The following is a 12,572-nucleotide window of genomic DNA, read 5'->3' as shown; positions in this document are numbered from 1 at the left end:
CTTCTTCCAGCATTTCTTTAAGGGTCTTTCCGCCATACCCTATCCCCATACTCTCACCTCCTCGCATAATGTATGAACTCATATTCATCAACAAAGATCATTCGATTTGGCGGGACAACCAAAGTGGTCATCGGATGTTCAATTATCGCCGGACCAAAGATCTTATTCCCAGGCTTCAGTGGATCCATCTCCCACACGTCAAATGTTACCCATCTTCCTTCATAAAAAACTTCTCTACTACCCTTGTATGCTTCCTCAAGGGGTTTTTCACCAGCTAAAGGTTTCTTGACTATCTTCGGCTTGGGTAACCCAGTTACAACCGCAATCGTGGCCACTTCTTTTATGGCGATACCTGCTTCTGGGAATAATGCCGCCTTTGGATATATTGATGTGTAAATCTCTTCGAAGGCTTTAACTAGACCACTGAAATCTTCGGGTCTTAAAATTCTGCTCCTAGGTGAGAAGACTTCGTGGTCTTCTAGTTGCCCTGTAAAACGCATATATGCGATTTGTTTAAAGATTATCTGTTCTCGAGAAAAGCCTTGTGAAGTCAATATCTCCAATTGCTTATTTTCAAGCTCCTCCCACACCTCGTTTAGCCGCTGCCCCACCCTACTGACTGTTTCTTTATCAGGGTTCGGTGGGACAAATATGTCGACGCTTTTGTGCTCCCTAATTAGGTAATCCACTGTTGCATTGCCGAAAGCTGAGAAACCTGCTGCAAACTTGAAGGTGATGTAGTCTTTAAACGGTATTGAATCGAAACCCCACATATGCAGCGGGCCAGCACCGCCGTAGCTAAATAGCACATAGTCTAAAGGTGTGTATCCTCTAGCCATGAGTGTTGCATTAAGCCAGTCACTCATTCTAGCATGTAGTGATGCGATAGCGAGATAGGCGGCAGTGTATACGTCTAGGTTAAGCGGCTCGGCCATCCTCTCTTTGATAGCTTTTACCGCTGCATCTCGATTCAGCTTTACCTTACCGCCGAGGAAGTAATCGGGGTTTAGATACCCTAAAGTAACGTTACAGTCGCTTATGGTGACTTCAGGGTAGTCGAGGCAGACACCCACACGGTAACCTGCACTCTCAGGGCCCAATGTTATAACCTTAGAAATGGGGTCGACGCGTACTACCATCCCTGCACCAGCAGCTATACTGTCTGTACGCACCATTGGAAGACTGAGCATATAGCGAGCGACCTCAGGTTCCCTCTCTACATATACTATGCCGTCCCGAATTATTCCTACGTCAAAACTTGTTCCGCCTAAATCAGTGGCGATAATGTTTTTCTCGCCAAGTATCTCACCAATAAATTTAGAACCGAGAATACCGCCAATCGGTCCGCTTATCAACGTTTCGTATAGCCTAGGATACCTTATATCAACTAGACCGCCATAGGAAAGCACAGTATACAAGGTACCCCTGAAATTCATCTGCTTGGCCTTGTTCTCAACTCTGAGAAGCTGTTTTGCAGCTGGCTCAGCAGCATAAGCTTGAATTACCGTACTTATGGCACGCTCAGTTTCCCTACCTCTTGGTGCAACATCTGACGATATAACTACATTAACATTTAAACCTCGTTTCTTCACGATATTTTTAGCTATTTCCTTCGTCTTCGACTCGTGAATGGGGTTTACAGTCGAGTTGAGGTAGGCTACAGCGATAGATTCACAACCTTCATCTAAAAGTTCGTTAATAGACTCTCTAGCATCTTTTTCATCTAACGGTATAACTACCTGACCTTTGGGGTCGACTCGCTCACTAATACCTCTTATAAGTCGCCGTGGAACAAGGGGGCCAGGATGTAGATCTGGATACATATGTGTCACAGAGTGTAGTCTATCTATATAGGAGTAACCTAACCAAGAATGCCCTCGGCTAAAATAAATAAGATGCTCAAAGCCCTTCGTTGTCAACAACCCTGTCTTTACACCTCTTCTCGTTAATACTGCGTTAAGCAGCAAGGTTCCTGCATATGCGCAGATTCTTAACCGTTCTAAATTCGGCCTTGTATCGTTCAAAGTATCTTTAATGCTCTCCGCGAAACTATATGATTCATCCTCACGGTTTGTTAGAGCCTTTCCTAATAAGAAAGAACCATCCTCTCTTACAGTGATGCAGTCGGTCATCGTTCCGCCAGCATCTATGGATATTATCAGCGCATCTCTTATCTTCTCCCTATATTGCAAGGCATGCTCACAGGCTTCTCCTTATTTTAGCCATCTTTTTAACTTTTAGAGTAGAGAGTAGTTTATTTAGGAGTATCTTACAAGAAGATGCTGTGGTTGCAACCCCTCTTTTAGGTATATTAGAGGAGATTGAAATAAGCAAAATTCGCCCCTCTAGCCAACCCACAAGAGACGACCTAGGCTCATTACAAGAGCTCGCTGCTTCTATAAAAGAAAAGGGTCTTCTTCACCCCATAGTCGTTAGGCATGTTAGAGATGGATTTGAGGTGGTTGCGGGTAATCGTAGGTTAGAGGCTTGTAAGATGCTTGGTATAAAGCAAATACCTTGCCACATAGTAGAGTTAGACGATAAAGAAGCCTACGAGGCTTCTCTAATAGAAAACATCCAACGCAAGACTCTCGACCCCATAGAGGAAGCAAAAGCCTTCAAAAAGTATGTGGATGAATATGGCTTTGGAAGCGTTTCTGAATTAGCGCGAAAGATAGGCAAGAGCCACTCATATGTTAGTAGAAGGATAGCCCTACTATCCTTGCCAAAAACTATCCAAGATGCACTTGTGCGACATCGCACAAACCCTAGCGTAGCCCAAGAACTTTTACCTCTGGACGAAGAACTAAGAGAGCAGATAGGTGAGTACGCCATAAAGGAGAGGGTCACCGCACATGTTGTTAGAAGGTTGGTCAAGCACGTGAGAGAAGGAAAGAGTGTCTACGAGCTCTGGTTACAACCTCGTCTGTTTAAGGACGAATACACCCGAAAAACAGAAAGAGCTATAGATAAATGTGTTTCATCTCTAAGGGTGTGCTTGATGAGACTCGATGATGCGTTGGACACGTTCGAAGACGGGTGGATGCTGAGAGAGATTATAATGCGGCACAGGATATCTATACATGAGATGATAGACAACTTAGTTAAGCTGAAGAGGAAGCTAAGATATAACAGCAGTAGAGAAACTTATCCATCTACTAACATCTAAACATTTTCCCACACTCCCTCTGAGAAATGTTAACTAGATAAGTTTTGATTAACCACCTTCTAATAAAAATAACATACTGCTTGAATAATTAAAGAATAAAATGCCTTTGGTCGATATTATACAAAATCCTGCGCCTATGCAACGCTCACGCATCTCAAAACTTATACAACTCGAAGGGTCTTCGCTGTAACGCAAATAGGGTAGATCATAAGAGTTCACCACAAAGTTTGCATCGTATCGCATTTCTTCCGATTTCTTTACAACATTCTACAATTTTTGACACCAAAAATATTTAAGGTTCTGTCGGTTGATGACCAACTATGTCCAAGATTAGTGGCGGAGAGCTTCTTTGTAGAGCTTTGAAAAAAGAGGGAGTACGCTACGTGTTTGGATTACCGGGCGGGCAACTTTTAACATTCATGGACGCTATCGCACGAGACGGTGAGATGAGGTTTATTATGACTAGGCACGAAGCTTCTGCTGCGATGATGGCTGATGCTTGGAGTAGGGTTACTGGTCAACCAGGTGTATGTTGTGGGACGGTCGGTCCTGGGGCCACAAACCTCGTAGGCGGCGTTGCAAACGCTTACGGTGATAGCTCTCCTATCGTGGTCATAACACCTAATGTTCAATCTTTCCGGGCGTATCCATTTAAAGAATCTATACAAGCTTTAAACCAGTATGACCTCTTTAAACCGATAACCAAGTGGAACACAATTGTGTGGGAGTGGAGCAGAATACCTGAAATGGTCCACCGCGCCTTTAGAGAGGCACTCAGCGGGAGACCTGGTCCGGTTCACCTCGATTTACCAGTCGACATCTTATATGAGTGGAGGGATGAAATAACTCTTCCAGAGCCGCAGGAGTACAGGCCCATCGGTAGAATCAGGGCGCAGCCAGAACTTGTTAAGAAGGCTGTCGATCTGCTGGCTAAAGCTCAAAGACCGCTTCTGCTAGCAGGCGGAGGTGTGCTTCGATCACAAGCGATGTCGGTACTGCGGGAGGTTGCTGAATATATGTGTATACCTGTAATCACAACGATTTCGGGCGCTGGTTCTATACCTGCAGATCACCCGTTATGGGTTGGAGACTCGGGTTGGATTGGGGGCGACGCAGTAATCAAAGCTATCAAAGAAGCAGACGTAATTTTAGCCATAGGGTGCAGGTTCTCTGAATGGATCGGACTTGGTAAACCACCCATCTGGCCTGAAACTGGGCTGAAAATAATACACGTAGATATCGACCCACGCGTTATTGGTGTAAATGTGCGTTGTGAGGTCGGAATAGTTAGCGATGCTAAAGCCTTCTTAGAAGATATGCTGCAAATCCTTAAAGGCAATTTTAAACCGTTTGAGGGTGTAAGAGAGTGGGTTAAGGAGCTGAAGGAAACACATCGAAAATATATGGCACAATTTGAGGCTGAGGAGAATGCAAAATCTCCTATCACTTATGCCAGACTGATGAAAGAATTAAGAGAAATCCTTTCACGAGACGCAATAGTGGCATATGATGGTGGGCAGACTATGGTATGGGCCATAACCTATTTGAGACAGCTTGAACCACAAGGATGTGGTAGACTTGACGGTTCGGGTCTTGGGCAGTTAGGCTTTGGCTTACCAATGGCTATTGCCGCTAAGATCGCTAGGCCAAATAGGCAAGTTATCGACGTTAGTGGAGATGGGTCATTCATGATAACGGCATGTGAATTAGAAACAGCGGTTAGATATAACGTTCCAGTTGTAGTGGTCATATGTCATGATAACGCGTGGGGGCTAATAAAGATGTTTCAGGAAGACCTATTTGGAAGATTTATAGGTGTAGATTTCACAGAGATCGACTACTCAAGACTAGCCCAGACTATAGGGTGCTATGGCGAACGGGTCACAAATGGAGACGATATAAGGAGCGCTCTGCGAAGGGCGTTTGAATCCGGTAAACCTGCTGTTCTAGATATACCCGTGAAGTACTCGCGACATCCTGTGGATAAGTACTGGGGTTACTGCTTGCAAGGATGCTTCAAAGGCGTACCTGCCTCCGATGCGATAGGCGCACCTAAAGTCGTGGTATGTAGTTGGAGGGGGGTGATAGGCTAGATGTTTCTGGTCGGGGAGGCATTAGTTGGAGAGGGGAATGAAGTCGCTCATATCGATTTGGTGATCGGTGAAAAGGAGGGACCTGTGGGTGCAGCATTCGCTACTGCGTTAGCGACACCGACCTCTGGGCATATACCTCTGCTTGCGGTGATAGCACCTAATCTTCAGCCCAAGCCTGTTACACTGATCATCCCTAAGGTTGATATGAAGAACATGAAGCAGTCTACGCAGATGTTCGGCCCGGCGCAAGAAGCCGTTGCTAGGGCGGTTGCAGATAGCGTTGCGGAAGGCGTTATACCTAAGGGTAGGGCTGAAGACCTCTGTATAATCTGTGGAGTCTTCATACATCCAGCGGCTGAAGATAATAAGAAGATCTATGAGAACAATTATGCAGCTACTAAACTGGCTATTAAACGCGCATTCGCAAAGGAACCGAGTGTGGATGAAGTTCTTAGCAAAAAGGATGTAACCAAACACCCATTCAGAGGATTCTGATCCCAACATCAGATCGGATCGGTTCTGCCATCGCACTCACTCTTTTTTCATCGTGCTTCATGTGTGAACACGTTTTTATCTTCGTGGCCTTTTTGCTTGAATGTTTACTTTTGGCTGATCTTGCTTGCGGTAATGCCTATTTTACTCTCTGGTATTTTGTAAGATCCTAATGGAGAAAGCTTAAATTTTAATAGCTGATTTATGTTGCCAGAAGCATATGAGTGAAGAGGAAGCTGAGGAGAGCGTCTTCCACAAGAAGCTTAAAGTAAAGTTGAAGGATAAGGGTAAGGAGGGTAGGATCGTCTTTCTAAAAGAGTACCTCGAATTCCTACTTAGAAACAGTAGACCTCTACCGCCAGACTTCCCAGCCTTCTGCAGGGAGGTGATGGGGTTGGATGAGAGAAACGGCTACATCCACATAAGGATATGGAACGAGAGGAACGAGCTGGTCGAGTTTGTTAGGTCGATGAACTACGAGTATAGGATAGATCAATATGACTGACCTCTTAGTCGGGGAAGCGCTGATTGGCGAGGAGCCTGAAGTAGCGCACATAGATCTCATCATAGGCAGGAAGAACGGACCAGCTGGTTTAGCTTTTGCGAACGCGCTGGTGCAGCCAACAGCAGGGCACACACCTATACTCGCAGTAATCAGACCGAATCTACCAGCTAAACCACCTACTCTGATAGTGCCTAAGGTTACGTTAAGGGATCTTGAGGATGCTGAGAAGGTCTTTGGACCGGCGCAGAGCGCTGTGGCTAAAGCTGTCGCTGATGCTGTTGAGGAGGGGATCATACCGAAGGAGGAGGCTGAGGATTATGTGGTTCTCGTCTCTGTCTTCATTCACCCAAAGGGTAGGGATTATCAGCGAATCTACCGCTATAACTATGCTGCTACCAAGCTAGCGTTGCAGCGTGCGCTATCGGGCTTCCCGAGCATAGATAAGGTTTTAGAGGAGAAGGATAAAGCGATACACGGCATGGTTGGGTTTAGGATAAACAACCTTAAGAAGCCACCTTACTTAGAGGTCGCGTTAGATATCCCAGATTGGAGGCGCGTTGAAGCGATAATTAAGGCTCTACCAAGGAGTGATGCGATCATACTTGAGGCGGGGACGCCTCTGATCAAGAGGTATGGTGTTGAGGTTATTCAGAAGATTCACAGCCTTAGGCCTGAGTCTGTGGTTATTGCTGATATGAAGACGCTTGACGTTGGGAATGTGGAGGCTAGGATGGCTGGCGACGCCACAGCCGATGTAATAGGGTTCTCTGGGCTTGCCCCGATTAAGACGATTGAGAAGTTCATAGAGGAGTGTAAGAAGATAGGTGCTCTTTCGCTTATGGATACTATAAACGTGCAGAACCCAGTGGACGTGCTTAGGAAGCTGAAGGTGAAGCCGGATATAGTTGAGATTCATAGAGCGATAGATGTTGAGGACGAGGCGTACGCTTGGGGCAATATAAGGGAGATAAGGGAGGTCTGCGGGAAGGTGCTGATAGCTGTTGCAGGTGGAATAAGACTCAACAACGTTGAAGCTGCTCTTAAAGCTGGTGCTGACATAATAGTGGTTGGCAGAGCGATCACAGCGGCCAAAGACGTCACGGGTGCGGCAAGAGCCTTCCTCCAGAAGATGGGCGTAGAGGAAGTAGATCAGTTTAGGGTGATGACAGACTTCTAGCCTAAAGAAGGGTTTACTCTATCCGGGCGACCAGCGCTACTACACCTGAAACAGCAAGTAGAGTTGAAATAAGGTAAAATGTCGCCGCTACAGGTGGATAAAGTGGTGTTGTGGCTGTGAGGTAGGCTGTCAAAAGCCCTAGGATGAGGAAGATTAGACCGAGCGTCCTCAGCAGCACATTTACCCTGGAGCGGTAGATCTCCCTCTTCTTCTCCATATCCGCTAGACTCACGTAGTAACCATTCTTATCTCTTTCTATCCTCTTCCAGCAAGCTTATACTTAACCATCTTTTCAGCAAGCTCGATGATCTCTTTACGAACCACGATAGACACAGCGCTACTATTAATTTTAGCCAGAGTATTCCAATGTTACCCCGGCATATAAGGGTATAAGCAGCCGGGATAAACCAGATAAAACACATAAAGGGTTGTGGGGTAGAAGAGTGTGTGGTGTGTTTGGGGTCTGCGTATGTGCGTGGTAGGAGTGGTGAGTATTGGGTTAAGGGTTTGCTTGAGGATCAGGGCTATTTGGTGATTAGGAGTGCTGCCTCCCACACACCCATAGATCTTTTGGCTGCTAGGGATGGTGTTAGGTTGGCTGTGCAGGTGAAGGTTAAGGGCGGTTTCACGAAAGGGGAGAGGGAGGAGCTCTTGAGGTGGGCTAAACACTTCGAAGCCAAACCTATTCTAGCGACGAAGAAGAGGGGGAGATGGGTTCTGAAAGAGGTGGTTTAAGTATACGTAAGATGAATACTTTTGAGGCGAACTTAGGAAGTTATCTTTACATAGTGATACAAATGTCGAGATAGTGGCTCTTATTTTCACTTGGTCTGTTTTACGTTGGCTTCTTTCTTTTCAAGCTCTTTTGATGTGTTCATTACATTCTCCAACTTACGAAATTAAGCCTATCTTAACAATCCCGTCGATGCAAACCACAGCATCAAAATGCTTACTATGCCAAATGTTAGTGGCAACAACTTGCTTGAATACCGCCTTTCGGAATAGTCGGCAAACCCGTGCCAAATATCCAACAACGTTCTAGTAGAATCTGGGGGAGTTAGGTAAGATATTATTATGTGAACTAGTGCAGATAGTGGTAGAAATACAAGACAACCATAAAATGGCATTTTAAGAAGTGGGCCGGTCCATCCTTGTGTAAATACAACCATAGCTCCTACCATAATCGAGGCTACACTACCCCATTTTGTGGCTCTCTTCCACCATAAGGCAAAGACGCACGGAATGAGTAAGGTAGAGGTTAAAAGCTCCCATCCCCACATTATAGGCACCACTAGTAGAGATGGCGGTGACCAGGCAAGAAGGGTACAAACGGTTCCAGCCACAGCAGTAGCAATAACCATTATAGTTGTTTTCTCCCCTTCAAAGAACACGTTACTCTTCTTTACAAGTTTCTTAAGTGGTTCATAAATATGGGTAACTGCGACTATTCCACAGAAGGCTAGTAAAGATGCTAGTGTTGAGAATGCTGCGGCAAGAGCGGCGGCTACTACGAGTGCACTGATGTAACTTGGTACCATCGCATCGCAAAGCATGAAAAGTACATAGTCTGCCTTATCTTGCTCAATAACGATTCCGCTTGTCTTAATCCAGTAGGTAGCGGCGAAGGCAAAACCCATGGCGCAGGCGTAAACAAGCCCGACAAAGAGAACCATCCACGACAGAGCCCACCTTACTGATGGGGCATCCCTAGCCCTCGCAGAAATCACAAATACCTGCGGGGCGGCAGCGGCTCCACCTAATCCAACTAGAGCAAGGCTCAGGTAATATTGGGGTGTCTTCACGAGGTTGAAGAAACCCGCGCTTTCCATTATAGGAGAGAGGTCGCCATAGCCTAGAAATGGATTATACCAGCTCGCTACGCCCACTGCTTTTAATACCAAAGCTAAAGGCACCGCTATTCCAATCAGCATTAGTAATCCTTGGATAAATTGGTTCCACGTGATGCCAAACATGCCACCAACTACACAATAAGTGGTTAGAATTATTCCGCCAATAAATATAGCAGTGGCGTATGGTATCTTGAAGATATATTCTATGCAGATTCCCACAGCCTTCATCTGCCCTATCATAAACATCCCTATGAACACAAAGTTTACTGCTAGTGCCAGATATGCCACTGTCCTACCATATCTGAGTTCTATAAACTCTATGAGCGTACGCGCTCCAGTGTTCCTGGCATAGGGGCCGATCAGAGCCATAAATATAGCGATACTTAAGGCAAATGGTACTAAGGCCCCCATGTATGGGAAGCCAGTAGCTACGACCGCTCCAGTCATTCCCATGTACAAAAAGGCAGATAGATAACTTGCCATTCCTGCCATGCCGTTAACAAAGCCGCCTATGCTACGCCCTGCGATTGAATATTCTTCAAATCCTCTCCCCCTCCGTATTCCGAAGTATGAGGTTAGCAAGAATAGTACGACCATAATTATAAAGTATATCCCTGCTAAGTAGCTCGATGGTCCCATCAGTTACTACACCTTCGACTTCGCTTCTCCCTGCTATTTGCCCATATTGTGTAAGCAAAACAACTGGCTGGTACTACTGTTACCATACCTACAAGCCAGAACGCATAATGCGCGGGGAAGCCAAACCACCTCCCCCTCACGATATCCGGATAATAGATAGCGGGCTGAATCATCCAGAAAAGGCACCACAAGCAGAAGGCAAAAGTTACGAGACCCTCAGTGAGAGACTCAACTTTCTTCTCCATCGATCTAGCACCCTTAGCTTAAACCACATAACCGGCTTTTGCCAAAAACTTCTTAGCGTCGTCCACAGTAAAGTTCTGCCACTCCTTGAATGAAAAATATTTGTTCCTAGGAATCGCACCGACCTCGACGACAAACGCATTAGCGCCAGCTTCAGCAAGCCTCTCATAAGGAGGGTGACTACAAACAGCCCTAACATTATCCAGCACAGGTAGCGTAGATAGGACAATTATAGCTGTAATCTTGACGAGCTCGTCCTGAGATATTTTACCGAACCGTGATAGAGGGGTGTCCTCAACCGGAATTCTAGCCATAGCCCCAATAACTGCTGGTCTGATGAATTGCCTTAATTCTATGATTCTCTCTGCGATTTCTTCGTAGGTATGCTCAGGACCTATTGGCTCAACAAGAGAATAGACTTCAAGACCTACTTTCTTGGCATTCTCAATCGATCGACGGCGCTTTTCTATATTGAAGTTTGTATCTATACCCTCCCTTAATCTAATAGCTTTATATATTCCGTCAAAACCGGCTGAACTAAGTATACGTGCTTGCTCGATTGTTAAATCTCGTGTATTTGCCACGAGCTTAACGCCATCTGGCGTTATTTTTCTAATAGCTCTGCCTAGATTAGCAAGATTAGCAACAGAATATGCTTCGCTAGTTCTTATAACGAGGTAACTAGCCCCCTCTCTAATGAAGTATCTCGCCCACTCAATAACATCCTCTGTTTTTAACTCTCGGCTCTCCTTTACGATATTCCACTTCTCCGAAAAGCTACAGAATTTACACTCCATAGGACAAGGTTTGTAATCGATGCCAATGGCACACCACAAATGGCCACGTCGACCCAAACGACTAATCGTCGTTTCCTTCGCTTTAGTCATTAACTCTTGAAATTCGGACGATGAGTTTTTGATGCTAAGCAGCTTGACTATTTCGTCAAGATCCTTTTTACTCATACTCACCTTCGTTAGGTCCTCTTTTCGCAAAACTTAAATGTTGCTTTAACATTTCCTTAATAGGAAGAATGGTGGAGCCGCGTGTATCTGATTTTCTGGCGCTTCTGGAAGTTGCCAGGACCAACAGCCTGAATCAGGCGGCAAAGAACCTCAAGACCAGCCCTGTAGCGCTGCTGAACAGGATAAATAAGCTCGAAGCATACTTTCAGACCAAGATCTTCGAGAGGACTAATAGGGGAGTGTTTCTCACCGAAGACGGGGAAGAGATCGTAGAGATCGCTAAGGCAGTTATTAGCTTGATTTCTAAGCCTCTTGTTCGCGTTAGCCCTTCTCAGGGTGGTGTGATAAGGATAGGCGCATCGAGAATCGCAGGTGAGCACGTTATGCCTTGTCTCCTAAGCAACTTCAAGCGAAGTAATCCCTTAGTAGAGTTCAATCTTGAGGTTTTGGGTCTTCTTGAGCTAGAGAGGAGGCTTGAAAGCGGGGAGATAGACCTCGCCTCCTACTCTAAACCTTCCAGCTGTGGTCTCCGGGAAGGGGAGATTGAGATAGCAAAGGATAGGTTAGTTGTGATAGTTCCTCCGAAACATAGGCTTGCGGGTAGAAGAAGTGTAAGCCTAGAATGGGTGAAGCGGATGCCCTTTGTCCTATATGAGGCTGGCTGCGAGGTAAATAGTTTGGTGCAGGAGTACTTTAAGCTGGATGATGTGGATAGCGGGGATCTAGAAGTTAAGATGCTTATGCCAGAACCTTCAGGTGTAATAGCGGCGGTATCAGAGGGCTTAGGCGTGAGCCTCTGTCCAGAGATCATAGCAAAAAAGGCGGAGCGGGCTGGTCTGGTAGGAGTAGTATACATAAAGGATGCGAGAGACGAATATTACTCTATATGTGTGAGAAAGGGAGGAGCGGCGCAGAACCCTCCCGTAAGCAGCTTCTGGGAGTATCTGGTGGATGTATCTGAGAGATTCAAGGGCAACCTCCCCTGTATTCTAAAGATCCTATACCTATGATAACAATTTTAAACCCCCTCTTCATCACTTATCTTTAGTTTGCAGGCGGGTTTTGACGAAGTAGATAAAGAGATCTTAAGGATGATGCAGGCTGATGCGACAATTTCTTACGCTGAGATTGCCAAGCGACTCAACGTCCCTGAGTCGACCGTGAGGTATAGGGTTAAGCGTTTGGTTGATGCTAAGGTTATTAGAAAGGTGATGGCCCTTGTGGATCCGAGGAAGGTTGGGTTTGATGTTTCAGCCGTCGTTATGGTGAAGGTTGATCCTAATTACCTTGCTGCAGCACTGAGAGGGGTAGCTTCTTTCGAGGAAGTCCAGCACGTCTTCCAGACCACAGGGGAATATGATATAATCTCCGTGATTCACGTGCGTGACATGAAGGCGTTGAATGAGTTTAAGCAACGGGTGAAGACGTTAGAAGGTGTGAAG

General features: G+C 45.8%; 12 protein-coding genes. 8 read left to right on the top strand and 4 right to left on the bottom strand.

Annotated features, from left to right (window positions below; genetic code table 11):
* Nucleotides 1–53 precede the first annotated feature (53 nt).
* Nucleotides 54–2,192: a hydantoinase/oxoprolinase family protein gene (locus HA494_08605; GenBank protein ID NHV97823.1), complete on the bottom strand. Its 2,139-nt coding sequence runs from the start codon at nucleotides 2,190–2,192 to the stop codon at nucleotides 54–56.
* Between the two features lie 92 nt (nucleotides 2,193–2,284).
* Between HA494_08605 and HA494_08600 the strand changes: the two genes are divergently transcribed.
* The 5 genes from HA494_08600 to HA494_08580 all read left to right on the top strand — a co-directional run bounded on the left by HA494_08600 (nucleotide 2,285) and on the right by HA494_08580 (nucleotide 7,436).
* A complete protein-coding gene (locus tag HA494_08600) occupies nucleotides 2,285–3,169 on the top strand; it encodes a ParB/RepB/Spo0J family partition protein (protein ID NHV97822.1) in 885 nt (294 codons plus the stop codon).
* A 320-nt stretch (nucleotides 3,170–3,489) separates the two neighbouring features.
* On the top strand, nucleotides 3,490–5,262 hold the full coding sequence (locus HA494_08595; GenBank protein NHV97821.1) for a thiamine pyrophosphate-binding protein: 1,773 nt from the start codon (nucleotides 3,490–3,492) through the stop codon (nucleotides 5,260–5,262).
* Complete coding sequence (gene fae / locus HA494_08590; GenBank protein ID NHV97820.1) at nucleotides 5,263–5,757, top strand: formaldehyde-activating enzyme; 495 nt, start codon at nucleotides 5,263–5,265, stop codon at nucleotides 5,755–5,757.
* A 217-nt stretch (nucleotides 5,758–5,974) separates the two neighbouring features.
* The gene (locus tag HA494_08585) at nucleotides 5,975–6,259 is read left to right on the top strand and encodes a hypothetical protein (protein ID NHV97819.1); all 285 of its coding nucleotides are present in this window, start codon (nucleotides 5,975–5,977) and stop codon (nucleotides 6,257–6,259) included.
* A complete protein-coding gene (locus HA494_08580) occupies nucleotides 6,252–7,436 on the top strand; it encodes a bifunctional 5,6,7,8-tetrahydromethanopterin hydro-lyase/3-hexulose-6-phosphate synthase (GenBank protein NHV97818.1) in 1,185 nt (394 codons plus the stop codon). Before HA494_08585 ends, HA494_08580 begins: the two co-directional genes overlap by 8 nt.
* A gap of 13 nt (nucleotides 7,437–7,449) precedes the next feature.
* Here the strand turns inward: HA494_08580 and HA494_08575 are convergent, their stop codons facing one another.
* Nucleotides 7,450–7,653, bottom strand: coding sequence for a hypothetical protein (locus tag HA494_08575; protein ID NHV97817.1), 204 nt, complete (start codon nucleotides 7,651–7,653; stop codon nucleotides 7,450–7,452).
* 239 nt (nucleotides 7,654–7,892) lie between these two features.
* Between HA494_08575 and HA494_08570 the strand changes: the two genes are divergently transcribed.
* Nucleotides 7,893–8,171, top strand: a complete 279-nt coding sequence (locus HA494_08570) for a hypothetical protein (protein NHV97816.1) — start codon at nucleotides 7,893–7,895, stop codon at nucleotides 8,169–8,171.
* Between the two features lie 170 nt (nucleotides 8,172–8,341).
* On the opposite strand, the gene HA494_08565 is transcribed toward HA494_08570, so the two are convergent.
* Together HA494_08565 and HA494_08560 are read right to left on the bottom strand one after the other, a co-directional pair.
* Nucleotides 8,342–9,925, bottom strand: a complete 1,584-nt coding sequence (locus HA494_08565) for a sodium:solute symporter family protein (protein NHV97815.1) — start codon at nucleotides 9,923–9,925, stop codon at nucleotides 8,342–8,344.
* A 263-nt stretch (nucleotides 9,926–10,188) separates the two neighbouring features.
* Entirely contained in the window at nucleotides 10,189–11,130 is a 942-nt protein-coding gene (locus HA494_08560) for a hypothetical protein (protein ID NHV97814.1), read from the bottom strand.
* Nucleotides 11,131–11,201: 71 nt separating this feature from the next.
* On the opposite strand from HA494_08560, the gene HA494_08555 reads away from it, so the two are divergent.
* Together HA494_08555 and HA494_08550 are read left to right on the top strand one after the other, a co-directional pair.
* Entirely contained in the window at nucleotides 11,202–12,140 is a 939-nt protein-coding gene (locus HA494_08555) for a LysR family transcriptional regulator (GenBank protein ID NHV97813.1), read from the top strand.
* Nucleotides 12,141–12,179: 39 nt separating this feature from the next.
* On the top strand, nucleotides 12,180–12,572 hold a 393-nt coding region (locus tag HA494_08550; GenBank protein ID NHV97812.1), incomplete at its 3' end, for an Lrp/AsnC family transcriptional regulator.

The sequence above is a fragment of the Nitrososphaerota archaeon genome, assembly GCA_011605775.1.
In the GTDB taxonomy this organism is placed as follows: Archaea; Thermoproteota; Nitrososphaeria; order Nitrososphaerales; family JAAOZN01; genus JAAOZN01.
The sequence above is the reverse complement of the archived record's forward strand: the minus strand, read 5'-3'. Positions and strand labels throughout refer to the sequence as shown.

Coding starts and splice junctions, on each gene's coding strand:
- HA494_08595 (NHV97821.1), top strand. CDS start 3,490: ATGTCCAAGATTAGTGGCGGAGAGCTTCTTTGTAGAGCTTTGAAAAAA.
- fae (NHV97820.1), top strand. CDS start 5,263: ATGTTTCTGGTCGGGGAGGCATTAGTTGGAGAGGGGAATGAAGTCGCT.
- HA494_08585 (NHV97819.1), top strand. CDS start 5,975: ATGAGTGAAGAGGAAGCTGAGGAGAGCGTCTTCCACAAGAAGCTTAAA.
- HA494_08580 (NHV97818.1), top strand. CDS start 6,252: ATGACTGACCTCTTAGTCGGGGAAGCGCTGATTGGCGAGGAGCCTGAA.
- HA494_08575 (NHV97817.1), bottom strand. CDS start 7,653: ATGGAGAAGAAGAGGGAGATCTACCGCTCCAGGGTAAATGTGCTGCTG.
- HA494_08565 (NHV97815.1), bottom strand. CDS start 9,925: ATGGGACCATCGAGCTACTTAGCAGGGATATACTTTATAATTATGGTC.
- HA494_08560 (NHV97814.1), bottom strand. CDS start 11,130: ATGAGTAAAAAGGATCTTGACGAAATAGTCAAGCTGCTTAGCATCAAA.